General features: G+C 73.1%; 16 protein-coding genes. 3 read left to right on the top strand and 13 right to left on the bottom strand.

Annotation, left to right across the window (positions count from 1 at the left end):
- Positions 1–14 precede the first annotated feature (14 nt).
- Positions 15–2,966 (bottom strand): putative bifunctional diguanylate cyclase/phosphodiesterase, encoded by a 2,952-nt coding sequence (locus OHA30_RS26550; protein ID WP_328916396.1) that lies wholly within the window; start codon positions 2,964–2,966, stop codon positions 15–17.
- 487 nt (positions 2,967–3,453) lie between these two features.
- The gene (locus OHA30_RS26545; RefSeq protein ID WP_328916395.1) at positions 3,454–4,422 is read right to left on the bottom strand and encodes a 2-hydroxyacid dehydrogenase; all 969 of its coding nucleotides are present in this window, start codon (positions 4,420–4,422) and stop codon (positions 3,454–3,456) included.
- A 73-nt stretch (positions 4,423–4,495) separates the two neighbouring features.
- Here OHA30_RS26545 and OHA30_RS26540 point away from each other — a divergent pair, with 73 nt between their 5' ends.
- Positions 4,496–5,488, top strand: a complete 993-nt coding sequence (locus tag OHA30_RS26540; RefSeq protein ID WP_328916394.1) for an aldo/keto reductase — start codon at positions 4,496–4,498, stop codon at positions 5,486–5,488.
- A gap of 202 nt (positions 5,489–5,690) precedes the next feature.
- Positions 5,691–6,887, top strand: coding sequence for a PQQ-dependent sugar dehydrogenase (locus OHA30_RS26535; protein ID WP_328916393.1), 1,197 nt, complete (start codon positions 5,691–5,693; stop codon positions 6,885–6,887).
- Positions 6,888–7,645: 758 nt separating this feature from the next.
- Here the strand turns inward: OHA30_RS26535 and OHA30_RS26530 are convergent.
- Both OHA30_RS26530 and OHA30_RS26525 read right to left on the bottom strand, forming a co-directional pair.
- Positions 7,646–10,705, bottom strand: coding sequence for a helix-turn-helix transcriptional regulator (locus tag OHA30_RS26530; protein WP_328916392.1), 3,060 nt, complete (start codon positions 10,703–10,705; stop codon positions 7,646–7,648).
- Positions 10,702–10,956, bottom strand: coding sequence for a hypothetical protein (locus OHA30_RS26525; protein WP_328916391.1), 255 nt, complete (start codon positions 10,954–10,956; stop codon positions 10,702–10,704). The genes OHA30_RS26530 and OHA30_RS26525 overlap by 4 nt, the downstream gene beginning before the upstream one ends.
- Positions 10,957–11,358: 402 nt before the next feature.
- Here OHA30_RS26525 and OHA30_RS26520 point away from each other — a divergent pair, with 402 nt between their 5' ends.
- Positions 11,359–13,398, top strand: coding sequence for a protein kinase domain-containing protein (locus OHA30_RS26520; RefSeq protein WP_328916390.1), 2,040 nt, complete (start codon positions 11,359–11,361; stop codon positions 13,396–13,398).
- 102 nt (positions 13,399–13,500) lie between these two features.
- Here OHA30_RS26520 and gatB read toward each other — a convergent pair whose 3' ends face one another.
- The 9 genes from gatB to OHA30_RS26475 all read right to left on the bottom strand — a co-directional run bounded on the left by gatB (position 13,501) and on the right by OHA30_RS26475 (position 25,413).
- Positions 13,501–15,009 carry an Asp-tRNA(Asn)/Glu-tRNA(Gln) amidotransferase subunit GatB gene (gene gatB, locus OHA30_RS26515; protein WP_328916389.1) on the bottom strand — a complete coding sequence of 503 codons (1,509 nt, stop codon included), beginning with the start codon at positions 15,007–15,009 and terminating at the stop codon, positions 13,501–13,503.
- Positions 15,010–15,038: 29 nt separating this feature from the next.
- Positions 15,039–15,320 (bottom strand): hypothetical protein, encoded by a 282-nt coding sequence (locus tag OHA30_RS26510; RefSeq protein ID WP_328916388.1) that lies wholly within the window; start codon positions 15,318–15,320, stop codon positions 15,039–15,041.
- Positions 15,317–16,810, bottom strand: a complete 1,494-nt coding sequence (gene gatA, locus OHA30_RS26505) for an Asp-tRNA(Asn)/Glu-tRNA(Gln) amidotransferase subunit GatA (protein WP_328916387.1) — start codon at positions 16,808–16,810, stop codon at positions 15,317–15,319. The genes OHA30_RS26510 and gatA overlap by 4 nt, the downstream gene beginning before the upstream one ends.
- A 5-nt stretch (positions 16,811–16,815) precedes the next feature.
- The gene (gene gatC / locus OHA30_RS26500) at positions 16,816–17,112 is read right to left on the bottom strand and encodes an Asp-tRNA(Asn)/Glu-tRNA(Gln) amidotransferase subunit GatC (protein WP_328916386.1); all 297 of its coding nucleotides are present in this window, start codon (positions 17,110–17,112) and stop codon (positions 16,816–16,818) included.
- Positions 17,113–17,213: 101 nt separating this feature from the next.
- The gene (locus OHA30_RS26495; RefSeq protein ID WP_328916385.1) at positions 17,214–19,499 is read right to left on the bottom strand and encodes a putative bifunctional diguanylate cyclase/phosphodiesterase; all 2,286 of its coding nucleotides are present in this window, start codon (positions 19,497–19,499) and stop codon (positions 17,214–17,216) included.
- 221 nt (positions 19,500–19,720) lie between these two features.
- Positions 19,721–22,039: an NAD-dependent DNA ligase LigA gene (ligA, locus tag OHA30_RS26490; protein ID WP_405786050.1), complete on the bottom strand. Its 2,319-nt coding sequence runs from the start codon at positions 22,037–22,039 to the stop codon at positions 19,721–19,723.
- 23 nt (positions 22,040–22,062) lie between these two features.
- Positions 22,063–23,025, bottom strand: coding sequence for a methionine synthase (locus OHA30_RS26485; protein ID WP_405786051.1), 963 nt, complete (start codon positions 23,023–23,025; stop codon positions 22,063–22,065).
- Between the two features lie 284 nt (positions 23,026–23,309).
- A complete protein-coding gene (locus tag OHA30_RS26480) occupies positions 23,310–24,692 on the bottom strand; it encodes an IS30 family transposase (protein ID WP_443045099.1) in 1,383 nt (460 codons plus the stop codon).
- Between the two features lie 100 nt (positions 24,693–24,792).
- Positions 24,793–25,413 (bottom strand): dihydrofolate reductase family protein, encoded by a 621-nt coding sequence (locus OHA30_RS26475; protein WP_328916382.1) that lies wholly within the window; start codon positions 25,411–25,413, stop codon positions 24,793–24,795.
- Between the last annotated feature and the right edge of the window lie 38 nt (positions 25,414–25,451).

Genomic DNA, 25,451 nt, shown 5'->3' with positions numbered 1-25,451 from the left:
TCCCCCTTGGGGTGTCAAGCCGGTGGGACAGGCGTCTCAGCATTTGAGCGACTGGCCGAAAACGGCAGGGTACGCGACGCGGCCTGTTCGCGAGGTGTTTCCCGGGGCACGGGATAGCGGCCGCGGGAGAGCGAGCCGCGCAGCCGATTCTCGTCCAGCAGGCCCGAGAATGCCATGCCCAGGCCGTGGGTGCAGCCCATGTCGCGCAGTGTCTGGACCTGCTCGGGCCGGTCGATGCCGTCGGCGACCGTACGCACCCCCAGATCGGCGGCGATCCCCAGCAGTCCGCTGGTGATCTTGTGCAGCCGGGCGGACTCGATGAGGCCGTCCACGAAGGTGCGGTCGAGCTTGACCAGGTCCACCGGCAGGGCGCGCAGCGCGCCGAGTGCGCCGTGGCCCCGGCCGAAACCGCTCAGCGCGATCCGGACGCCGAGCCCGCGCAAGCCGGTCAGCCGGTACTCCAGCTCCTCGGGGACGATCCGGGGGTCGCAGCCGGTGACCTCCAGCACCAGGCCGCCCGCGGGCAGCTCATGGCGGGCGAGCAGCTTCTCCACGGCGGTGGCGGGCAGGTCGCGGTGGAGCAGTCTGCGGGCGGAGAGCCGGACGGTGACGGGGATACGGTGGCCCGCGCCGTACCGCAGCGCCGCCTGCTCGACGGCGTGCTCAAGGAGCCACCGCCCCAGGTCTAAGCTGCGGTCGCCGTCGTCGGCGGCGCGCAGGAACTCGCCGGGGGTCAGGAGTATGCCCTGGGCGGAGCGCCACCGGGCCTGGGCCTCGACGCCGGTGATCCGGCCGCCGGACAGCTCGACCACGGGCTGGTGCAGCAGGGTGAACTCTCCGTCGTCCAGCGCCTTGCGCAGCCGCCCGGCCAGCGCGGTACGGCGTACGGCGTCGGCCTGCATCTGCGGCGCGTACAGCTCCACACGGCCCTTGCCCGCCTGCTTGGCCCGATACATCGCGAGGTCGGCGCGGCGCATGATCTCGCCGGGGGTGGCGCCGGCCTCGGCGTAGGCGATACCGATGCTGGCACCGACCCGGACCTCGACGCCGTCCACCCAGTAGGGCTCGGACAGCACGGCCCGCAGCCGGTCGGCGATGTCGCGGATGCGCTGGTCGCGGGCCTCACGGGCCTCCCGCTCCGCGCCGGACTCACGGCCGGGGCCGGGCTCGGGGTCGCCGCTCCCGGGGTCCGGGCCCGCGGCGGAGTCGGGCTCCGGCTCGGGACCGAGGGCCGGTGTCGGGGCCGGTCCGGGCGCGCACACCAGGGCGGCGAACTCGTCGCCGCCGAGCCGGGCCGCCGTGTCCCCCGCGCGCAGCGAGTCGCGGAGTCTGCGGGCGGCCTGCACCAGCAGGTCGTCGCCGACCTGGTGGCCGGCCGAGTCGTTGACCGCCTTGAAGCCGTCGAGGTCGACATAGAGCACCGCGGCCCTGGTGTCCGCCGCACGCCGGCCGGTGAGCGCGTTGCCGACGCGCTCGGTGAACAGCGCGCGGTTGGGCAGGTCGGTGAGCGGGTCGTGGGAGGCGTTGTGCTGCAACTGCGCCTGCAACCTGACCCGTTCGGTGATGTCCCGGCTGTTGAAGATCAGCCCGCCCTGGTAGCGGTTGACGGTCGACTCGACATGCAGCCAGCCCTCCTGGCCGTCACGGGCGTGGCCGGAGCGGATCCGGCAGTCGATCCGGGTGGCGGGCTCGTCGCCGGGCGGGGCGGCGAGGAAGCGGCGCACCTCGTGCACGACACGGCCGATGTCGTCGGGGTGGATGTGCGCGGCCAGCTCGGTGCCGACCAGCTCCGTGGGGTCGCGGCCGTAGACACCCTGGGCGGCGGGGCTGACATAGCGGAGCACCCCGCTGGGCGCGGCGATCATGATGACGTCGCTCGACCCCTGCACCAGGGAGCGGAAGTGGTTCTCCTGCTGGGCCAGCTCCTGGGTGAGGGCGATGTTGTCGAGCAGCATGATGCCCTGCCTGATCACCAGGGCCATGACCACGGTGGAGCCGGTGAGCAGCACGACGCGGTCGCACTTCTGGCCGGTGATCACGTTGTAGAGGATGCCGAGGGTGCAGACGGCGGCCGCGAGATAGGGCGTGAGGGCGGTCATCGAGCCCGTGACCTTGCGGGTGGCCCCTCCGGTGTCCGAGCCGGGGGCGGCGACCGGAGCGGCGGCCGGCTGGAGGCTCGCGGCGACCCAGGGGGCGTACGCCAGCAGCAGGCTGCCCGCGAACCAGCCCGCGTCGAGCACCTGCCCCGAGCGGTAGTGCGCCCGCAGCAGCGGTGAGGTGAACAGGGCGTCGCACAGCACGGTCAGGGCGAGCGCGGCGATGGCGGTGTTGACCGCGGCGCGGTTGGCCGTCCGGCGGAAGTGCAGGGCCAGCACCATGCTGACGAGGACGATGTCCAGCAGCGGATAGGCGAGCGACAGCGCGGTGCGCGCGGTGCTGGGGCCGTCGAACTCCGCGGCGTGGGCGAGCGCCAGGCTCCAGGACAAGGTGAGCAGCGAGCCGCCGATCAGCCAGGTGTCCAGGGCGAGGCAGACCCAGCCGGCCCTGGTCACCGGGCGTTTGGCGAGCACCAGCAGCCCGATGATGGCCGGCGGGGCGAACATCAGGAAGCAGTAGTCGGCGGCGGAGGTCTGCGGCACCGGGCGGCGCAGCACCACCTCGTACCACCCCCAGATCGCGTTGCCGAGGGTGACCATCGCGGAGGAGACCGCGAACAGCAGCCAGGCGGGGCGGTGGGGTCCCGCGGCGGTGCGGGCGTAGAGCAGGGCGGAGACGGTGGCGGCGGCCGCGGCGGCGGCGAGCCCGAAGTCGCCCATGACCAGGGCGACTTCGGTGCTGCCCCAGCCCAGGGCGGCGCCGGTGGTGTAACCGCCGCACACCAGGGCGAGCAGCAGTTGGGGCACCAGGCCGCTGCGGCCGCCAGGAACCGGTTGCGGCGGGACGAGCACCGCGCCGGTGGCGGTCACGGCGCGACCCGGCGTGCGGCGGCCGTCAGGGCGGCGACCGGGTGTACGGCAGCCCGCTGGGCGGCTTCCCGGCGTACGGCTGCGGGCAGGGCGGCGACCCGGCGCGCGGCGGACGGCCCGGGAGCGCCCGGGCGCCCGGCCGGTCCGCCTCCCGCGCGCCGGCGCACGGCTGTTGGTCGTACGGCGCGTGGGGCCCGCCTGATCGAGATACCCCGTCGGTCGTGCATCGCCCGTCGCCCCCCTTCGCATCCTCGTCGTTCGCATCGCCGTGACCGCGGTGTGCCGGTCGCGGCATGCCCCCTGGTCTGGACGATACACCAGATTGGTCACTCAGGGATAGGCTTCTTCTACTGTGTGTAATCGTCAGGGGGTTGGCGAACAGCGGATGTCGGCCGCGGACCCGCTGTGTGTCGGCCATGCGTCAGCCGTGCACCGGCTGTACGTCCGGGCGGTGTCCGCCGTACGTCCGCGTCGCGTCAGGCGGAGGTCAACTGGACCCCACCACGTTGTCCAGCGGCTCGCTCGCGGCGAAACGGGCGAGCTGGGAGCGGATCAGCCGTTTGGCCCGCGGCAGGAACGCCGAGGTGCTGCCGCCGACGTGCGGACTGATCAGCACCCCCGGCGCGTGCCACAACGGGTGCCCGGGCGGCAGCGGTTCGGGGTCGGTGACGTCCAGCGCCGCCGTCAGCCGGCCCGACTCGGTCTCCGCGAGCAGCGCCTTGGTGTCGACGACCGGTCCGCGCCCCACGTTCACCAGTAGTGCGCCGTCCTTCATCGCGGCCAGGAAGGGCGCGTTCACCAGGCCCCTGGTCTGCTCGGTCAGCGGGGTGGTGAGCACCACCACATCGGCGGTCGGCAGCAGCCGGGGCAGCTCCTCCAGGGCGTGCACCGGCCCGCGGGGCGCCTGCCGCGCGCCGCGCGCGACCCTGTTCACCTCGCACTCGAAGGGCACGAGCCGGTCCTCGACGGCCGAGCCGATCGAGCCGTAGCCGACGATCAGCACCTCGCGGTCGGCCAGCGACGGGTAGAACCCGGCGTACCACTTCTCGTTGTCCTGCCCGCGGACGAAGCGCGGCAGGCCCCGCAGCGAGGCCAGGATCAGCGCGACGGTGAGCTCCGAGGTGCTCGCCTCGTGCACCCCGCGCGCGTTGCACAGCCGTACGCCGGGCGGGAGTTGACGCAGATGCGGCGTGATGTGGTCCACGCCGGCGCTCAGGGTCTGGATGACGCGCACGTTGCGCATCAGCGGCAGGGGACGCGCTCCGGCCTCCTCGCCCCTCATGTAGGGGACGACGTAGAAGGCGGCGTCGGCCGGGTCGGCGGGGAACTCGTCGGCGCCGTCCCAGAAGACGTAGTCGAAGGCGTCCGGCAGTCCCTCGATCTCCTCCGGCGGCAAGGACAGCCACACCTGGGGGCGCCGTCCTCCGGCGCTCTGGCCTCGGGTTGTATCAGTCATGGTCAGGAGGCTAGGGCACGGCGGCTGTGACACAGTGGGGCGGCGGCGAAGGGATCGGGGAGAGGTCACAGAGGTGTTGCGCAGGACGGTCGGCGCTGCGGCGCTGGAGGTGGGCGCGGTCGGTCTGGGGTGCATGCCGATGAACTGGGCGTACAGCGCCTCCCGTCAGGACGGCGAGGAGTCGCTGCGTACGGTGCACACCGCGCTCGACCGCGGGACCACGCTGCTGGACACCGCGGACATGTACGGGCCCTTCACCAACGAGCTGCTGCTCGGGCGCGTCCTGAAGGAGCGTCGGGGCGAGGCGTTCGTCGCCACGAAGTGCGGGCTGCTCGTCGGCGAGCAGCACCTCGTGGCCAACGGCCGTCCCGGGTACGTCAGAAGGGCCTGCGACGCGTCCCTGCGCCGGCTCCAGACCGACACGATCGACCTCTTCCAGCTGCACCGGGTCGACCCCGAGGTGCCCATCGAGGAGACATGGGGCGCGATGGCCGAGCTGGTCGCGGCCGGGAAGGTACGGGCGCTCGGGCTGTGCGCGGTGGGCGCCCGCGGCGACCGCCGCACCGGCGCCCAACTGCACGACGAGACGATCGGCCATCTCGTCCGCGCCCAGCAGGTCTTCCCGGTCGGCTGTGTCCAGGCCGAGCTGTCGGTGTGGGCCGCCGAGGCGCTGGACGAGCTGCTGCCGTGGTGCACGGCGCGCGGCGTCGGCTTCCTGGCCGCGATGCCGCTGGGGAACGGTTTTCTGACCGGGACGCTGGTGCCCGGTGAGGGGTTCGAACGCGACGACCTGCGGGCCCGGCATCCTCGGTTCACCGCCGAGATGACGGCCGCCAATCAGCCCATCGTGGTGGGGCTGCGCCGGGTGGCCGAACGCCATGGCGCGACCGCCGCGCAGGTGGCGCTGGCGTGGGTGCTGGCGCAGGGGCCCTCGGTGGTGCCGGTGCCGGGCACGAAGCGGGCCCGCTGGGCGGCGGAGAACGCGGGCGCGGCGGAGCTGACGCTGAGCACGGCCGACCTCGCGGAGATCGCGGACCTGCCGGCGGCGCGGGGGTCCTGGGACTGAGCGGGGCCGGGGCCTGTGCCTTTGCGGCGGGCCGCCCGCGTCCACCGGTTGAGCGTGATCGCGCGCGGGGTGGGGCCGGTGTGTGATGTGCTTGGCCGGAACGAGGGGGCCAGTCGCGTTGCGAGAGCTGACGATGAGTGTGAGATCAGTGAGCCGGACCTACGGGCGCCGCCGAGGCGCCCGTCGTACCGCCGTATCGGCCGTGACCGCCGGGGCCGCGGCGGTCGCGCTGCTGCTGAGCGGGTGCTCGGGCGGCGGCACACCGTCGCCGATCTTCTCCAAGCCCGGGAGGAGCGCGCCGACGGGGTCGACCGGGACCGGGCCGACGACCGGCTCGGCGCCCTCCGCGCCGGGGACCGCGTCCCCTTCCACCGACGCGACGAGTTCGGCGGCGCCCGCGACCGGCACGGCGAAGGTCACCGGCACGGTGGCGACCGACCTCAAGTCGCCCTGGGGCCTGGTCCGGCTGCCCGACGGTGCGCTGCTCGTCGGCTCCCGGGACAGCGGGCACATCCTCCGGGTCGACCCGGACAAGAAGACGGCGGACGAGATCGGCATCGTGCCCGGCGTCACCCACACGCAGGGCGGCGAGGACGGCTTGCTCGGGCTCGCGACCTCCCCCGACTTCGGGTCCGACCATCTGATCTACGCGTACTTCTCGACGGTGTCGGACAATCGCATCGCGCGGTTGCTCTACGACCCCTCGCGGGCCAAGGGCGAGCAGCTCGGGGCGCCCGACACGATCCTGCGGGGCATTCCGCACGGCACGATCCACAACGGCGGGCGGATCGCCTTCGGGCCGGACGGGATGCTGTACGCAGGGACCGGTGAGGCCGGGCAGCGCGAGCTGGCCCAGGACCCGTCCTCGCTCGGCGGGAAGATCCTGCGGATGACGCCGGACGGTCAGCCCCCGAAGGACAATCCGACCGACGGGTCGCTCGTCTACTCCAGCGGTCACCGCGATGTCCAGGGTCTGGCGTGGGACGCGCAGGGGCGACTGTGGGCCTCGGAGTTCGGCGAGAACAAGTGGGACGAGCTCAATCTGATCGAGCCCGGGAAGAATTACGGGTGGCCGGTGGTGGAGGGGATCGCGCACCGCGCGGGGTACGTGGATCCGGTGGCGCAGTGGCATCCGGATGTGGCGTCCCCCAGTGGGATCGCCTACGCGCAGGGCTGCATCTGGATGGCGACGCTCAGGGGGGAACGGCTGTGGCGTGTCCCGCTGGACGGTCCGAAGCTGGCGGCTCCGCCGCAGGCGTTCTTCGCGTCGAAGTACGGGCGGTTGAGGACGGTGGTGGCGGTCGATGAGGGGACGCTGCTGCTGAGCACGAGTAATACGGATGGGCGTGGGACGCCCAAGCCCGGGGACGACCGGATCCTACGAGTCACGATCACATAGCCCCTGCGGGCGGCACGCCACCAACCGGCCGCTTGCGGCCGACACCGACCCGCGCCCCGGTGCGGGTCTCCGAGTCCCAAGCGCCCTGCCCCCGCGGGTCCGTGATCGGCCGCACCCCCGCCGGGGTTACCCGCGCAGTTCCTCGCGCCCCCAGGCTCCGCCCGGGGGTACCCCCAGCGCCCCCAAAAGCCCTGCCCCCGCAGGTCGGTGGCCAGGCGCACCCCCGCCGGGGTTGCCCGCGCAGTTCCTCGCGCCCCCAGGCTCTGCCCGGGGGTACCCCCAGCGCCCCGAAGGGTCGGCTTCGCCGGGGGTGGACGCGCATTGCGTGGGTCCAGGGAGCCGACGCCCGTTCTTGTTTCCGCCGCGACGGCGGGAAGTCCACGAGCGCGGGACGGCGGTGCCAAAACGCCCTTGCGGGCGGCACGGCACCAACCGGCTGGTTGCGGCCGACACCGACCCGCGCCCCGGCACGGGGTTGCCCGCGCAGTTCCTCGCGCCCCCAAGCGCCCTGCCCCCGCAGGTCCGTGATCGGCCGCACCCCCGCCGGGGTTGCCCGCGCAGTTCCTCCCCCAGGCTTCGCCCGGGGGTACCCCCAGCGCCCCCAAAAGCCCTGCCCCCGCAGGTCCGTGATCGACCGCGCCCCGGCCGGGGTTGCTCGCGCAGTTCCTCGCGCCCCCAGGGACCGCCCGGGGGTACCCCCAGCGCCCCCAAAAGCCCTGGCCCCGCAGGTCGGTGGCCAGGCGCACCCCCGCTGGGGGTTAGGGGGGTGGGGGGAAGAGGTGGAGGCGGTGGGAGAGGGCCGCGGCTTCGCCTCTCGTGGCGACGGAGAGCTTGGCGAGGATGTTGGAGACGTGGACACTCGCCGTCTTGGGCGAGATGAAGAGCGCCTCCGCGATCTGCCGGTTCGTGCGTCCCTCGGCGACCAGCCGGAGAACGTCACGTTCGCGCGCGGTCAGCCCCAGCGACTCGACCGGGTCCGCAGGACCCGACACCCGTAGCCGCGCCCGCTGCCCCACCGCGGTGATCCGCTCCACCAGCACCCGCGCCCCCGCCTCCTCGGCCGCCGCCAGCGCAGGCGCCAGCAGCCGCGCCGCCGCCTCCCTCGCCTCGGGCCCCCCGGCCGCCAGCAGCGCCTCCGCCCGCCGGAAGCGGATCTCCGCCAGCTCCACCGGCCGCTCCTGCCGGGCGAACGCCGCCTCCGCCGCCGCCCACAGCCCGTCCTCGGCCCGCCCCTCCGCCCGGGCCAGCTCCGCCTCGACGAGCAGCGCGTACGCCTCCGTCAACGACGTCGGCCGCGGCAACTCCCGTGCGGCGGCCCGGATCCGCTCGGCCACCGACCCCGTACCGCCGTCCGCCTCCGCCGCCGCGCCGATCGCCAGCATCGGCCAGGTGAACCGTGTCGTCCCCGGCGGGAACCCCGCGTCGATCCCGGTCAGCAACTCCCGCCGCGCGTCCGCGTACCGCTCCTCCGCCACCGCGAGCCGCAGCGCCAGCATCCGCAGCGGAATCAGGTGCTGCGGCTGCGTGTCGTGCCGCAGTCCCTCCGTCGCGCCCGCGAGATACCGCCGCGCCGCCTCGATGTCGCCGAGCGCCAGCGCCATGAAGCCCTGGTGCATCTCGATGCCGGCCCGCAGATACGACGACGCGAGTCCCATCCGCAGCGCCTCCGCCAGCGGCTCCGCGGCCTCGGCGTAGCGGCCCATCGCGAGCAGCGACTCGCCCTCGTTGGTGAGCAGCCACGCCCCCGTGGCGTTGGCGACCTTCCCCCCGATGAGCGTCCGGCCCTCCCGGGCCCGCCGTATCGCCTCCGCCGAGCGCCCGGCGCCCTCCAGTACGGAGGACAGATTGCCGTACGTCCGCGCGATGATGCCGGGCGACGGCTGATCGCTGACCAGCCGCCGTACCTCCTCCATCTCCGCGAGCCCGCCTTCTACGTCGCCGGAGTCCGCCTGGAGGACGCCGAGGGCCACCCGGGCCTGGAGTTCGGTGTCGCGGGCGCCGGACTTGCGGGCGTACTCCGCGGCGCGCCCGGCGATGGCGATCCCCTCGGCGCCGGACTTGTGCACCATGATCCAGCCCGCGATCAGCGACAGCACCTCCGCGTGCGCGGCGGACGGCGGCTGTCCGCGCACCAGCTCACGGGCCCGCGACAGCTCCTCCCAGCCGTCACCGCGCCCGAGGTCCTCGGTGAGCCGGGACCGCTGGGACCAGAACCAGGCGGCCCGCAGCCCGTCCTGCTCGCCGTCGCGTTCCATCAGCCGCAGCGCGCGCCTGGCCATGGCGTAGGAGCGTTCGCGCTCGCCGCTGAGCCGGGCGGCGACGGTGACCTCGGCCAGCAGGTCGAGAAACCTCAGCGGCGTCTCGGGGTCGCAACCACTGGGGTTCCCCATGCCGAAGGCCAGGGGCGGATACGCCTCGGCGTAGTCCGCCGGCCGCAGCCCGGCCCGTACGTCCTCCGGCGTGTCGTCCCACAGTTCGAGCGCGCGGTCCAGCAGCCGGTACTGCTCGGAGTACGCGTGCCGGCGCCTGGCCTCGACGGCGGCGCGCAGCACGGCGGGCAGCGCCTTGGCGGGGTCGTGCGCGGCGTACCAGTAGCTGGCCAGCCGCGCGGCCCGCTCGTCGGCGCGGACCAGCGTGGGGTCCGCCTCGACCGCCTGGGCGTAGCGGCGGTTGATCCGGCTGCGCTCGCCGGGCAGCAGGTCGTCGCCGACGGCCTCGCGGACCAGCGAGTGCCGGAAGCGGTAGCCGTCGCCGCTGTCGGTGGGCAGCAGGATATTCGCGCCGACGGCGCTGCGCAGCGCGTCGAGCAGATCGTCCTCGCCGAGCCCGGTGATGGCCGCGAGCAGCCGGTACTCCACCGCGTTGCCGCCCTCGGCGACGAACTTCGCCACCCGCTGGGCGTCCTCGGACAGCGCCTCGACCCGGACCAGCAGCAGGTCCCGCAGCGACTCGCTGAGTCCGGTGCTGCACCCGCCGCGGATGCTGCACGCCAGTTCCTCGACGAAGAAGGGGTTGCCGTCGGAGCGGCCGAAGACCTGGTCCACGACGCCGGCCTCGGGCTCGACGGCGAAGATCGACGCGAGCTGGCGCCGTACCTCCTCGTGGTTGAAACGCCTCAGCTCGATCCGCTCGACGGTCCGCAGCCGGTCGGTCTCGGCGAGGAAGGGGCGCAGCGGGTGCCTGCGGTGGATGTCGTCGGCGCGGTAGGTGGCCACGACCATCACCCGGGAGCGCTGGAGCGAGCGGAAGAGGTACGCGAGCAGTTCGCGGGTGGAGCGGTCGGCCCAGTGCAGGTCCTCGACGACCACGACGAGCGTACGGTCGGCGCCGAGCCGTTCCAGCAGACGGGTGGTGAGCTCGAAGAGGCGGACCCGGCCGTCCTCGTCGTGCGGGTCGCGGCGGGCGCCGCCGGGCTCGCCGAGTTCGGGCAGCAGCCGGGCCAGCTCGGCCTCCTGCCCGGCCACCGCGGCGGTCAGCTCGGCGCCGAGCGTGCGGTACAGATCGCGCAGCGCGGTGGAGATCGGGGCGAACGGCAGCCCCTCCGCCCCGATCTCCACACAGCCGCCGACCGCGGTCACGGCGCCGGAAGCGCGTGCCGCGGTCAGGAACTCCTCGGTCAGCCGGGTCTTGCCGACCCCCGCCTCGCCGCCGATCAGCACCGCCTGCGGCTCGCCGCCGTGGGCGGCGGCCAGCGCGCCGGCCAGCCTGGTCAGCTCGGCGTCGCGGCCGATGAACCGGGGGCTGAGCGACTGGGTCTGCACACCGTCGAGCATTTCACGCCAAGCCCGCGGCGCGACACCGATTACCTGGGCGGTCATACCGCGCGGTGCGGGCGCGGCCCGCGGTGGAGCAGGCCGAGGACGCCGCCGCGGGACGGCGCCGGGGAGGAGGACGGGGAAGGCGCGCCCTCGGCCTCTTCCCCGGTGCGGGCCGTCCCGCGCGATCCGGTACGGCGGGCCGCGCGGCGCTCGCCGGTACGGGCCGCCTTGGCGTCCCTGGCCAGCCGCCACTTCTCGGCGCGGTGCTGGAGTTCGTTCTGCCGTGCCTGGTGCAGTTCGTAGGCGAACATCGTGTTGTCTCCTTGGTTGTGACCGTCGTTGTCCGGTACTCAGCTTCGTCTCCAAGGGGGGTCCGCCACATCGGGCACCTTCCCGAACTTCGGGTCCGGCAGGTACTTAGGCGGGGGCCTCATTCAGCCACCGGGGGCCTTAGGCGGGCCCTACGCCCCCCTCAGACGGACCCGCGCCGCACTCAGCCGCGCGGGGGAGGCGTCCGGACGCGCGCCCCCGCCGCACCTCCGTCCACCCGGGCCCCACGCCCATCCCGATCCCGCCCCGTTCCCGTCACCCGCGTGTTACGGGCGGGCAACTCCGCTTGACCCGTTGTCGACCGTCGCGGGACCCTGAACACCCCCTGGATTCCGGTGTATTGGGTCAACCGGCCAGGGCGTAGGGGAGGGAAGTAAGCGCACGTGGACACCGGTCTCTACATAGGTCCCGACGACGCCCCCGATCGCTACCGGTTGCTCCGGTCGATCGGACGCGGCGGCGAGGCCGTCCTCTATCTGGCGGAGCTGGAACTGAGCGGGGCGACCGAACCGGTCGTCGTGAAGGTGCTGGACGCGCGGCAGACCCTGTCGCAGGAGCTGTTCTCGAAGATCAGCACCAAGTGGCGTGAGCAGGCGGAGCTGCTGCGCTTTGTGCACCGCCTCGGGGTCGTCGGCATCAGGGAGCACTTCGAGGGGGCCTCGGCGCACCCGGGCGGGCAGACCGCGGACGGCGGCGGCCGGGCGCTCTACCTGGTGATGAACCACGTCGAGGGCCTCGACCTCCGCGACTGGCGGGCCGAGCGGAGTCTCGCCACCCCGGCCGAGCGCCGCGAGGCGGTGCGCTGCCTCGAACAGCTCGCCGACGTCCTGGACTGGCTGCACAGCGGTACGGCCACCCCCTCGGGACGTACGGTCGTGCACGGCGACCTCTCCCCCGGCAACGTCATGATCGACGCGAACGGCCAGGCCACCCTGGTCGACTTCGGCCTGAGCAAGCTCACCGCCGACCACCAGACCGCCGAGGTCTGGTTCACACCCGGCTTCGCCGCGCCCGAGGTCTTCGAGGGCAAGCGCAGCCCGGCCACCGACCGGTACGCCTTCGGGGCCATCGCGTACTTCCTGCTCAGCGGGGTGTCCCCGGCGACCATGCCGGAGACGCTGCGGGCGTCGCTGCTCGATCTGCCCGAACTGGTCGCGCTCGGCCCGGAGAAGGCCGCGAAGATCGCCACGATCTTCGCGAACGACCCGGCCGACCGCCCTGAGTCGCTGTCGGCGTGGGTACGGGAGCTGCGGCCCGCGGTGATCTCCACCACGACCCGCCCGCCGGTGCTGCCGCCGCTGCCCGCGGCCGCCGCCGTACCTCCGCCGCCCGCGCACGCGCCGGGCGCGGGCCCGACCACGGCGGACCCGGTGCTGCCGCCGGCGCCGCAGACCCCGCCACAGACGCCGCCGCACCCGGCGTACAACCCGCCGGTCCACACCCCGCCGCCGGCGTATCTCCCGCCGGTCCAGCCGCCCGTGGTCCAGCAGCCGCCCGCGCAGCTCCCGCCCGTACAGCCGCCGGTGGCCGAGGAGCCGCCCGCACCCGCGTCCACGGCCCCGCTGACGCACGCCGAGCCCGCGCCGGCCGCCGAGCCCGCCACGGCCGTGCTCCCCGAGCCGGCCGAGTCCGCGTACGACACCCGGCCGACGGTCGTACTCGGCGCGGCCGCCCCGCCCGACCGGTCCGGCCCTGCCGGTACGACGGGTGGCGGCGGCGGCGACGACGGCGGGAAGCGCCGCAGCCGCAAGCCGCGGATCATCCTGGCCGCCGTGGTGGCCCTGCTGCTGATCGGCGGCGGGGCGTACGCGGGCGTGGTGCTGTCGGGGGGCGGCGGCAAGAGCGACGACAGCGCGTCGCAGTCGCACACCACGACGACGACCCCGACGACCGACCCGCCGACCACGGCCACCACCGAGCCGCCCGCCGACGACCCGTCGACCGACCCCGCGACGGACGACCCGACGGACGACCCGACGGACGACCCGTCGGGCGACGAGACCCCCGGCGACCCGGCGACGCTGAGCCCCGGCGACACCGAGGCGCTCACCACGGAGACCCCCGCGGACGACGACGACTCGCTGTCGAAGGCCAACGCGCAGGTCAACGGGAAGCAGTACTACGACGCCCTGATCACCAGCCACTGGTGCGACGGCGGCTACGCCGAGTACAACCTCGGCCGCCACTGGTCGAAGTTCGACGTCACGCTCGGGGTGGACGACAACGGCAAGAACCTGCCGGTGATGTTCACCATCAGCGCCGACGGCAACCAGCGCTTCCACAGCCAGGTCACCCTGGGCAAGCCGGCCCAGAAGAGCTTCGACGTGGCCGGGGCGCTGCGGCTGCGCGTGGAGTGGGCGGTCAACGACAACGGCGAGGGCTGCGGCACCGGCGTCCTGGCCGACCCGACGCTCGTGCACTGAGCATTAAGCACTGAGCACTGAGCACCCGGACAACGCCTGAGGGCGGCGCCCCCGTGGGGGGTGCCGCCCTCAGGCGTTCAACCGCTCGGTCCCGTAAGGGACTCAGCCCTGGACGCCCAGCTTCTCCAGGACGAGTTCGCGGACCCGCTTGGCGTCCGCCTGCCCGCGGGTGAGCTTCATGACCGCGCCGATCAGGGCGCCGGCCGCCGCGAGGTTGCCGCCGCGGATCTTGTCGGCGACGGCCGCGTTGGCCTCGATCGCCTGGTCGACGGCCGCGCCGAGCGCGCCGTCGTCGGAGACGACCTTGAGCCCGCGCTTCTCCACGACCGCGTCCGGCTCGCCCTCGCCCGCGAGGACGCCCTCGATGACCTGACGGGCCAGCTTGTCGTTGAGGTCGCCTGCGGCCACCAGGGCGGCGACCCTGGCCACCTGCGCCGGGGTGATCGCCACCTCGGCCAGCTCCGTACCGCTCTCGTTGGCGTGCCGGGCCAGCTCGCCCATCCACCACTTGCGGGCGGACGCGGCGTCCGCGCCCTCGTCGATGGTGGCGACGATCAGATCGATCGCGCCCGCGTTGAGGGCGGACTGCATCTCGAAGTCGGAGATGCCCCAGTCCTCCTTGAGCCGCTTGCGACGGGCCAGCGGCAGCTCGGGCAGCGTGGCCCGCAGCTCCTCGACCCAGGCGCGGGCCGGGGCGACCGGCACGAGGTCGGGCTCGGGGAAGTAGCGGTAGTCCTCGGCCTCCTCCTTGATCCGGCCGGAGGTGGTGGAGCCGTCCTCCTCGTGGAAGTGCCGGGTCTCCTGGAGGATCGTGCCGCCGGAGGAGAGCACCGCGGCGTGCCGCTGGATCTCGAACCGGGCGGCGCGCTCCACACTGCGCAGCGAGTTGACGTTCTTGGTCTCGCTGCGGGTGCCGAACTTCTCCCGGCCGTACGGGCGCAGCGACAGGTTGACGTCGCAGCGCATCTGGCCCATTTCCATCCGGGCCTCGGACACACCCAGCGCCTTGATCAGCTCGCGCAGCTCGGCGACGTACGCCTTGGCGACCTCGGGGGCCCGTGCGCCCGCGCCCTCGATCGGCTTGGTGACGATCTCGATCAGCGGGATGCCGGCCCGGTTGTAGTCGAGCAGCGAGTGCGAGGCGCCGTGGATACGGCCGGTGGCGCCGCCGATGTGGGTGGACTTGCCGGTGTCCTCCTCCATGTGGGCGCGCTCGATCAGCACCCGGAAGACCTCGCCGTCCTCCAGCTGGACGTCCAGATAGCCGTTGAAGGCGATCGGCTCGTCGTACTGCGAGGTCTGGAAGTTCTTCGGCATGTCCGGGTAGAAGTAGTTCTTCCTGGCGAACCGGCACCACTCGGCGATCTCGCAGTTCAGGGCGAGGCCGATCTTGACGGCGGACTCCACGCCGATCTCGTTGACCACCGGCAGCGCGCCGGGCAGGCCCAGACACGTGGGGCAGGTCTGCGAGTTGGGCTCGGCGCCCAGCTCGGTGGAGCAGCCGCAGAACATCTTCGTCCTCGTGCCCAGCTCCACATGGACCTCAAGGCCCATCACCGGGTCGTACGACGCCAGCGCGTCCTCGTAGGACAGCAGATCCGTGACGGTCACTTTTTCCCTCTACCTCTCACTCCGTCAGGTCAGTCCGTCAGGATGTCGTCGTCGTTCATCCGGCGCAGCTCGCGGACGAGCAGGGCGACACCGGTGGCGATGGCGGCGGCGCTGACGACGGCGTCGACGAGCTTGAGCGTGTCGCTCTCGCCACGCGCGGTACGTGCCCTCTTGATGTTGTTGAAGGCGCTGAACAGCGAGGTCCCGATGGCCAGATAGGTGCCGGGCCTGGTCTTCTTGAAGCCCTTGGCCTTCTTGATGGCGCTCTTCTTCTCGGCGGTGTGCCTCTCGGCGGTGTGCGCGGTGCTCACAGCTGGGGTGCCTCCTCTAGCAGCGGGTGGCCCCACTTCTGTACGAAGGCGGCCTCGACGGCGGCGCCGACCCGGTAGAGCCGGTCGTCCTTGAGCGCGGGCGCGATGATCTGCAGACCCACCGGCAGACCATCCTCCGGCGCGAGGCCGCAGGGCAGCGACATCGCCGCGTTCCCCGCCAGGTTGACCGGGATGGTGCACAGGTCGGCGAGATACATCGCCAGTGGGTCGTCTGCCCGCTCACCGATGGGAAATGCCGTGGTGGGCGTGGTCGGCGACACGACGACGTCGACCTGCTCGAACGCCTTCTCGAAGTCCCGGGTGATCAGTGTGCGGACCTTCTGCGCCGAGCCGTAGTACGCGTCGTAGTAGCCGGAGCTGAGCGCGTAGGTGCCCAGGATGATCCGGCGCTTGACCTCGGGGCCGAATCCGGCCTCGCGGGTGAGCCCGGTGACGTCCTCCGCCGACCTGGTGCCGTCGTCGCCGACCCGCAGCCCGTAGCGCATGGCGTCGAAGCGGGCCAGGTTGCTGGAGCACTCCGAGGGGGCGATCAGGTAGTAGGCGGCCAGGGCGTAGGTGAAGGACGGGCAGGACAGCTCCACGATCTCCGCGCCCAGCTCGCGCAGCAGCTCGACGGCCTCGTTGAAGCGCTGCACGACACCGGCCTGGTAGCCCTCGCCGCCGAACTCCTTGACGACGCCGACCCGCAGGCCCTTGACGTCACCGCTGCGGGCCGCCTCGACGACCGGCGGGACCGGGGCGTCGATGGAGGTGGAGTCCATCGGGTCGTGGCCCGCGATGACCTCGTGCAGCAGGGCGGCGTCGAGCACCGTACGGGCGCAGGGGCCGCCCTGGTCGAGGGAGGAGGAGAAGGCGACCATGCCGTAGCGGGAGACCCCGCCGTAGGTCGGCTTGACGCCGACGGTCGCGGTGACGGCGGCGGGCTGCCGGATGGAGCCGCCGGTGTCGGTTCCGATGGCCAGCGGCGCCTGGTACGACGCGAGCGCCGCGGCGCTGCCGCCGCCGGAGCCGCCGGGGATACGGGTCAGGTCCCAGGGGTTGCCGGTGGGGCCGTACGCGCTGTTCTCGGTGGAGGACCCCATGGCGAACTCGTCCATGTTGGTCTTGCCGAGGATCACCACGTCGGCGGCCTTGAGACGCTTGGTGACGGTGGCGTCGTAGGGCGGGATCCAGCCTTCGAGGATCTTGGAGCCGACCGTGGTCGGCACGCCCTCGGTGGTGAAGATGTCCTTGAGCGCGAGCGGGACGCCGGCCAGCGGGCCGAGCGGCTCGCCGGCGGCACGCTTGGCGTCGACCGCGCGGGCCTGGGCCAGCGCGCCTTCGCGGTCCACGTGCAGATAGGCGTGCACCTTCTCGTCCACGGCCTCGATCCGGGCCAGATGGGCTTCGGTGACCTCGACCGCGGTGAGTTCGCCCGAGGCGATCTTCTCGGCGGTCTGTGCGGCGGTGAGCCTGATGATGTCGGTCATGGCGGTCAGTCCTCCCCCAGGATCTGCGGCACCTTGAAGCGCTGCTGCTCCTGCGCGGGGGCTCCCGACAGGGCCTGGGCCGGGGTCAGGGACGGCCGGACGGTGTCCGGCCGCATGACATTGGTCAGGGGCAGCGGGTGGGAGGTCGGCGGGACGTCCTCGCCGGCCACCTCGGAGACGCGGGCTACGGCGCCGATGATGTCGTCGAGCTGTCCGGCGAAGTGGTCCAACTCGTCGCCGGACAGCTCCAGACGTGCCAGCCGGCCGAGGTGGGCGACCTCCTCGCGCGTGATGCCAGGCATGCAGCGTTCCTCTGGGGGGTGAGATGTGGTCTGTGGCCCCAATCCTATGGGGGCGCGGCGGCCCGGGGCGAAACGGTTGCCCCCGGGGAGGGTGACGGCCCTCAGGGCTGGGTGACGGCCTGCCCCGGGGACTCGGCCGCGTCGGCGACCGGGGCGTGCTGCGGCTCGGGCTCGGGAGCCGCCGCGGCGGCGGAGACGGCCGGGGCGACAGACTGCGAGCGGGGCTGCGGGCCCTGGCCGACGGCCCGCCCGGAGGCGGCGACCTGACGGGCGGCGACGGCGGACACCGGCGGGGGCGCGGCGACGGGGGCGCGGTTGCGGGCCGGGCGCTGCCAGCCGTGCTCACCGCGGGCCAGCAGCCAGTTCGTGGTCTCGTCGGCGGGCATCGCGGCGGCGACCAGCCAGCCCTGGACGGCGTCGCAGCGCAGGTCCCGCAGCCGCTCCCAGGTCTCGTCGTCCTCGACGCCCTCGGCGACGACCAGCAGCCCGAGGGAGTGCGCGAGGTCCACCGTGCAGCGGACGATCTCGGCGTCCTCGGTGTCCACCACCAGCCGGGCCACGAACGAGCGGTCGATCTTCAGCTCGCTGACGGGCAGCCGCCGCAGGTGCACCAGCGAGGAGTAGCCGGTGCCGAAGTCGTCGAGCGACATCTTGACGCCGTGCCCGGTCAGCCCGTTGAGCGTGTCGGCGGCCCGCTGCGGGTCCTCCAGCAACACATGCTCGGTTATCTCCAGTTGCAGCGACCCGGGCGGCACCTGGTGGCGGGCCAGCCGGGCCGCGACGGCGCCCGCGAAGCCGGGGCTGTGCACGTCGCGCGGCGAGACGTTGACGGCGACCGGCACCTCAAGGCCCATCAGCCGCCAGCGGGCGACCTGGGCCAGCGCGGTGTCGAGCACGTACTCGGTGAGCTGCGGCATCAGCCCCGAGGTCTCGGCCATGGTGATGAACTCTTCGGGGTTGACCCGGCCGCGCTCGGGGTGGACCCAGCGCACGAGGGCTTCGAGCCCGGCCACCTGGCCGTCGAAGCGGACCTTGGGCTGGTAGTGCAGCTCGACGTCGCCGGCCTCCAGGGCCCGCCGCAGGTCGCCGAGCAGGCCGAGCCGGTCGGGCGTGTTGCCGTCGCGGGTGGCCTCGTAGACCTCGACCCCGCTGCGGTCGCGCTTGGCCTGGTACATCGCCACGTCGGCGCGGCGCAGCAGCCCCTCGGCGTCCACGGCGTGGTCGGGGAAGACGGCGACCCCGGCGCTGGCCTCCAGCACCAGGGTCAGTCCGTCCAGACCGATCGGTGATCCGAGCTCGGCGACCAGTCCCCGGGCCACCCGCTGGGCGCGCGTGGCCGAGTCGCAGCCCGGCAGCAGCACCGCGAACTCGTCGCCGCCGAGCCGGGCCGCCTCGGCGCCGCGCGGCAGCGCCAGCCGCAGCCGGTCGGCGATCTGGAGCAGCAGCCGGTCGCCCGCGAGATGGCCGAGAGTGTCGTTGACGGAACGGAACTTGTCGAGGTCGATGAGGATCAGCCCGACGCGCTCGCCGCGGTCCTGGGCGGCGCCGATGGCGCCCCAGGCGCGCTCCAGCAGCCACTGGCGGTTGGGCAGACCGGTGAGCGGGTCGCGCAACTGCTCCTCGGCGCGGGCGTGCGCGATCCACAAGGTGGAGTCCAGCGCGATCAGCGGGACGGCGAACAGCGGCAGCAGCACGGGCTGGTCGGCGGTGACGACCAGCAGCAGCGGGGAGATGCCGAGCAGCGCGACGCCGACCATGCCCTGCCGGGTCAGCGCGGTCCGGGCCACGGTGGGCAGTCCGCCGCGGGGGGCGAAGACCCACCACAGCAGGGCCCGGGTCCCGGCGAGGTAGGCCAGGGCGGCGAAGGCGACGGCGGGCACGGCGGCCGCCGTCCAGCCGTCGGGGTTCCAGGGGTGTTCGACGGACGGGTGGGTGCCGAAGAGGGCGAGCACGACCGCGCCCGCGCCGATGCCGAGGATGTCGATGGCGCCGTGCAGCCCGGCCTGCCGCCAGCGGTGCCTTCGGGCGGCGCCGACCAGCACCACCAGGGCGAGGCTGACCAGGACGGCGGGCACCCAGCCGTAGAGCATCAGCATGGCCAGGGTGAGGGCGCCGCCGGAGCCGGTGCCGCCCCACCAGCGGTCGCGGCCGAGTGCCACCAGATGGCCGACGATGATGCCGGTGAGGACGGCGAAGCCCCAGCCGGCGGTGCCGCCGGGGAAGAGCGCGTGGCCGTGCTGGAGCATCCGGACGACGCCCGCGACGAGCGCGACCGCGGCGGCGCCCGTGACGGCCCGGCCGACCGCGAGCCGTGGTTCGGCGGGGGGTACGGACGCGGCAGGGCTGCGGGGCAGCGGCGCCGCTCCGGCGCTTCCCGTCGGTTCCATGCCCGTCCCTCTCACAGCCTGGTGAAGCAAGCAGGTCCACCGCGCCGGTGCCCGCGGTCAATACCGCTGAGGCCGCTGCAAGGTTGGTGCCCGGCAGGCGCGCTTCTCAACAGTAGGCCGCGAGGCACCACCTCGGGCACCGATCGGCTGCCATTGACAGAGGCGACCTGGGGGATCTCCCCCTTCTGATATGGGCTGATCGGGTGACATCTGTGGGCTATTCAGACTGACTCGGTGTTGGATTCCGGAGGATTCTCCGAAGCCTCCCCGGCGTCGGCGGCGTCGGTGCCCTTGTCGGCGGCGGTGTCGGTGTCGGTTTCGGTGTCCGTGTCGGTTTCGGTGCCGGTGTCGGTTTCCGGAGGATTCACCGTCACCTCCCTTGCCGCGTCGGCGCCCTGTTCGAGCAGGACCGCGAAACCGTCCTCGTCGAGCACCGGGACCTTCAGCGAGACGGCCTTGTCGTACTTGGAGCCGGGATTGTCGCCGACCACCACGAAGTCCGTCTTCTTCGAGACCGAGCCGGTGACCTTCGCGCCCCGGCTGCCCAGGGCCTCCTTGGCGCCGTCCCGGGTGTGGGAGGCCAGGGTGCCGGTCACCACGACGGTGAGTCCTTCCAGTGGCCTCGGCCCCTCGTCCGAGCCCGGCTCGGTGAAGGTCACCCCGGCTTCCTGCCACTTCCGGATGATCTCGCGGTGCCACTCCTCGGTGAACCACTGCGTGACCGAGGCGGCGATGGTGGGCCCGACGCCCTCGACCGCGGCCAGCTCGGCCTCCTCGGCCGCCATGATCCGCTCCAGCGTGCGGAACTCGCGGGCCAGCGCCTCGGCGGCGACCGGGCCGACATGACGGATCGACAGACCGGTCAGCAGCCGGGACAGCGGCCGCTCCCTGGCCGCCTTGATGTTCTCCAGCATGGCCAGCGCGTTCTTCTTCGGCTCGCCCTTCTGGTTGGCGAAGAACGTGACGATCTTCTCCTCGCCGGTCGCCGGGTCGCGCTTGGGCAGACCGGAGTCCTGGTCGAGCACGTAGGAGCGGATCGGCAGCAACTGCTCGATGTCCAGGTCGAACAGATCGCCCTCGTCCTTCAACGGCGGCTCGGCCTCCAGCGGTTGGGTCAGCGCGGTGGCCGCCACATACCCGAACGCCTCGATGTCCAGGCACTTGCGGCCGGCCAGGTAGTACAGCCGCTCGCGCAACTGGGCCGGACAGGAACGGGCGTTGGGGCAGCGCAGGTCGATGTCCGCCTCCTTCATGGGCTGGAGGGGGGTGTGGCACTCCGGGCACTCGGCCGGCATCACGAACTCCCGCTCGCTGCCGTCCCGCAGGTCGGCGACCGGCCCGAGGATCTCCGGGATCACATCGCCGGCCTTGCGCAGCACCACGGTGTCGCCGATCCGGACGCCCTTCTTCTTGACGACCTCCTGGTTGTGCAGCGTGGCGAACTCCACCTCGGAGCCCGCGACGGTGACCGGCTCCACCACCGCGTACGGCGTCACCCGGCCGGTACGGCCGACACCGACCCGGATGTCGACCAGCTTGGTGTTGACCTCCTCCGGCGCGTACTTCCAGGCGATCGCCCAGCGCGGCGCCCGCGAGGTCGAGCCGAGCCGCCCCTGGAGCGGGATCTCGTCCACCTTCACCACCACGCCGTCGATCTCGTGCTCGACGTCGTGCCGGTGCTCGCCGTAATAGGCGATGAACTCCCGTACGCCGTCGAGGGAGTCGACCACCTTGTTGTGTCGGGCGGTGGGCAGACCCCACTCGCGCAGCAGCTCATAGGCGTGCGACTGGCAGTCGATGTCGAAGCCTTGGCGGGCGCCGATACCGTGCACGACCATCCGCAGCGGCCGCGAGGCGGTGATCCGCGGGTCCTTCTGCCGCAGCGAACCCGCCGCCGCGTTGCGCGGATTGGCGAACGGCTTGTCGCCGCCCTCCACCAGCCGCTCGTTCAGCTCCTCGAACTTCTCGCCGGGGAAGTAGACCTCGCCGCGGATCTCCACCAGCTCCGGCACCCGGTCCCCGGCCAGCCGGTCCGGGATGTCGGCGATCGTCCGTACGTTGGGCGTGATGTCCTCGCCGGTACGGCCGTCGCCGCGGGTGGCCGCGCGGGTCAGCCGGCCGCGCTCGTACGTGAGGTTGACCGCCAGGCCGTCGACCTTCAGCTCGCACAGGAAGTGGTACGGGCTGTGCGTGTTGTCCGGCGGGCCCAGCTCGGCGGCGACCCGCTCGGCCCACGTCGCCAGCTCCTCGTCGGCGAAGGCGTTGTCCAGCGACAGCATCCGCTCCCGGTGCTGTACAGAGGTGAACTCCGTCTCGTACGCCCCCGCGACCTTCTGGGTGGGCGAGTCGGGGGTGCGCAGCGCCGGGTGCTCCTCCTCGACCGCCTCCAGCCGGCGCAGCAGCCGGTCGAACTCGGCGTCGCTGACGACGGGGGCGTCGTTGACGTAGTAACGGAAGCGGTGCTCCTCGATCTGCTCGGCCAGGCGCGCGTGCTCCTCGCGCGCCTCGGCGGGGATCTCGGTGGAACCTGCGTCCTCCACGGCTGCCACGGCTGCGTCCTTCCTCACTCCGGGTTGTCGACCAGCGAGCGTGCGGCCCTCGCGCAGTGCACGAGAGCGGCACGGGCGTAGGCCGGTGAGGCCCCCGCCAGACCGCACGACGGGGTCACGGCGACGGAGGACCCCAATGCCCCCGGTGCCAGCCCCAGCCTGCGCCACAGCGCCCGAACACCACTGACGCTACCGGCAGGGTCTGACAATGCCCGCGATTCGTCCGCCACGCCGGGCACGACACCGGCGAAGAGCGCGGTGCCGGCCTCGGCGGCCTCGCCGAAGGCGTCCCAGTCACGCTCGGTGAGCAGATCGAAGTCGAAGGAGATCCCGGCGACCCCGGCCCGGCGCAGCAGCGCGAACGGGACGTCGGCGGCGCACGAGTGCGCGATCGCGGGTACGCCGGCGGCCCCGATCAGCTCCCGCAGCGTGGACTCCACCAGCGTGCGGTCCACCGCGCGGTAGGTCTGGTAGCCGCTGGCCGTCCCGATCCGCCCGCGCAGTACGTCGGTCAGCGACGGCTCGTCCAGCTGGAGCACCGGCCGCGCGCCCGGCAGCCGCCGCCGTACGTCCTCGACGTGCAGCCGTACGCCCTCGGCCAGCGACCCGGCGAGGTCCCGTACGGCGCCCGGGTCGCGCAGGGCGCGCTCGCCGTTCCTGGTCTCCACCGAGGCGGCCAGCGTCCACGGGCCGACCACCTGGATCTTGACCGGGCCCTCGTACCCTTGGGTGAACTCCTCCAGCGCGTCCAGGTCCTCGCCCAGCCACGACCTGGCCCGCCGGGTGTCGCGGCCCGGCCGGTCGCCGAACCGCCAGCCGCTGGGCTCCACCCGGGCGTACAGCTCGACCAGCATCCCCAGGGTGCGGCCGATCATGTCGGCGCCGGGTCCGCGCGCGGGCAGTTCGGGCAGGAACGGCAGACCGCCGACCGCCTCCACGGCCACGCGCGCGGCCTCGCGCGCGTCGCCGCCGGGCATCGACCCGATCCCGGTCGCGGCCCCCTCGGGCAGGACGAACTCCGGCTCGGCCGGTCGCGTGCTCACATCGGTACTCACGCCCGAAGCGTAAACGCCCGCCGCCGGGCCCCTCACCAACCGGGGACCAGGCCCGGCCCGCGGCCCCCCGCCGCCCGGGACGGGCCGCCCGCGGCAGCATCGCGGCCGAGACGACCCCCGGCCCGCACGGCCCCGCGCGGGTCACGGCGCGCGGAGCCCCGTACCGGGAACGGCGGATTCTTGGGGTCCTCGCAACACCTGATGGTCTACGTGGTCGTCAGTAGATCACGCAGGCGCTCGGCTGGGGTTTTCCAGCCGAGCGTTTTGCGTGGCCGGCCGTTGAGTTGCTGGGCGACGTGTTCAAGGTCTTCGGGGTTGTGCACGGACAGGTCGGTACTCTTGGGGAAGTACTGCCGTAGCAGGCCGTTGGTGTTCTCGTTCGATCCGCGCTGCCAGGGTGAGTGCGGGTCGCAGAAGTAGACCGGCACTCCCGTGGCCACGGTGAACTGCTTGTGCGCGGCCATCTCGCAGCCCTGGTCCCAGGTCAGTGAGCCTCGCAGGTGCCCGGGCAGGGTCTGGATCAAGGGCACCAGCACGTCGCGGACCTCCTCGGCGGTATGCCCGCCGGGCAGATGCCCGAGCATGACGTAGCGAGTGGAGCGCTCGACCAAAGTGACGATCGCGCTCTCGCTGCGGGGGCCGACGATCAGATCGCCCTCCCAGTGGCCGGGCACCGCCCGGTCCTCGACCTCGGCAGGACGCTCGGAGATCATCACCATCTCGTCGACGAACCGGCGCGTGCGCCGGTCCGGGCTGCGGTGCGGCTTGCGGCGAGTGCGCCCGGTGCGCAGCGCTGCCGCGACCTCGCGGCGCAGCCCGCCACGGGCCTGGACGTAGATCGCCTGATAGATCGTTTCCGGGCTCACGCGCATGCTCTCGTCGTCGGGGAACTCGATGACCAGAGCGTGACAGATCTGCTCGGGCGACCACTGTTCCTGCAGCTTGTCCGCGACGGACCGGCGGAGCGGGCCGTCCTGGGCGAGCTTGGAGTCCTTGGGGCGCGACCGGCTCCTCGCCCATGCCCGCTGGGCCCGGTGCGGCCGGTAGAAGCCATCGACCGACCGGGCGTCGATCTCGCGCTTGACCGTGGATGCCGGCCGGCCCAGTGCCCGTCCGATCGCGCGCAGCGACCGGCCTTCACGGTGCAGATCGGCGATCAGCTCCCGCTCGGTCACCGTGAGGAATCTGGGGTGCAGCTCGGCCTCGACCGTTGCGAGGGACGACTCCGAAGCGGTGGCGGCGATGCTGGTCACACCGGTCTTGTAGTCGATGCGGCGCCCGTCAGGGTGCAGGCGCGAGTGGCCGATCTGCCGGATACCGCGGTCCCAGTCCTCAGCGGTGCGCTCATGGACGCCGGCCTGCGCGGCTGCATCACGGCGCCGGACTCCCGCAGCACGCAGCCGCTCGTACTCCGCCCGACCGGGGTGGCCGGGCCTGCGAGGCCTGCCGAGACCACGGATTCCGGCCTGGCGTGCCCACCCGAACGCCGTGCTGCGGTTCATTCCCACTGCACGAGCCGCAGCGGTGATGCTGCCGTTCTCCCTGTCCAGCGCCTCGAAGAACACCGCCTTCAGCACCTCGAAATCCACGATCCCCGCAACTCCCTGAACTCCAGGGTGTTGCGGGGATCAATAGAACCCGCCAACCGTGCGGGCGGGGCGGCCCCGCGGAGCCCCGGCGCCGACCCTGTCAGGGGCCCGGGGTGGGCGCCGGGCGAGTGTGGCCGGGGGCGTATCGCACGACGAGCACCCCGCACGGGAACGTGCGCTCGCCCACCCGGCGGCCGGCCAGGCTTCCGTGGTCGCGTCGCGGCCAGCGGACGCCGTCGCCCAGGGCGACCGGATCGACGAGAAGCAGCAGCTCGTCGACCAGCCCCGCGGCCAGCAGTGCGGCGAGCAGCGGCGCGTCGCCGAAGGCGAGCAGGGACTCGTCCTCCGGAGCGTCGGCCCCGGCCGCGCGCACGGCGTGCGAGATGTCGTCACGCCCGGGTCGCGGAAGCCCTCCGTCGCCCGTGCCGCCGTCCACGACGATCTTCGTCGCCCGGGTCACGGGCCGCGCGAACTCGAAGTGCGTGTCCCCCGCGTGGGCGCCCACCTGCCGCTCCAGATGCCGGAGGTATCCCTCCTCGGCCGCGCGCCGGCCGAGCAGCAGGCGGTGCGACCGCGCCAGGAGGTCACCGGCGTACGCCTTCAGGTCGTCGTCCCACATCCACGAGTCGCTCCAGTTCCACAGCCGGCCCGCGGCGGCCACGTCGGCGCCGGCCAGATAGTGGTCGGCCGAGATCTGGGTCAGGACGCTCAGCCGGGCCACCGCGGCACCCTCTCCCCTTGAGTCGTCGATCGGGTCAC

The organism is Streptomyces sp. NBC_00223 (genome assembly GCF_036199905.1).
GTDB lineage: Bacteria > Actinomycetota > Actinomycetes > Streptomycetales > Streptomycetaceae > Actinacidiphila.
The sequence above is the reverse complement of the archived record's forward strand: the minus strand, read 5'-3'. Positions and strand labels throughout refer to the sequence as shown.

Bases quoted from the DNA above. Each gene is read 5' to 3' on its own strand.
- OHA30_RS26485 (WP_405786051.1), bottom strand. From the start codon at position 23,025: ATGCCCGGCGGCGACGCGCGCGAGGCCGCGCGCGTGGCCGTGGAGGCG.
- gatC (WP_328916386.1), bottom strand. From the start codon at position 17,112: ATGCCTGGCATCACGCGCGAGGAGGTCGCCCACCTCGGCCGGCTGGCA.
- OHA30_RS26530 (WP_328916392.1), bottom strand. From the start codon at position 10,705: ATGACCGCCCAGGTAATCGGTGTCGCGCCGCGGGCTTGGCGTGAAATG.
- OHA30_RS26545 (WP_328916395.1), bottom strand. From the start codon at position 4,422: ATGACTGATACAACCCGAGGCCAGAGCGCCGGAGGACGGCGCCCCCAG.
- OHA30_RS26495 (WP_328916385.1), bottom strand. From the start codon at position 19,499: ATGGAACCGACGGGAAGCGCCGGAGCGGCGCCGCTGCCCCGCAGCCCT.
- OHA30_RS26525 (WP_328916391.1), bottom strand. From the start codon at position 10,956: ATGTTCGCCTACGAACTGCACCAGGCACGGCAGAACGAACTCCAGCAC.
- gatA (WP_328916387.1), bottom strand. From the start codon at position 16,810: ATGACCGACATCATCAGGCTCACCGCCGCACAGACCGCCGAGAAGATC.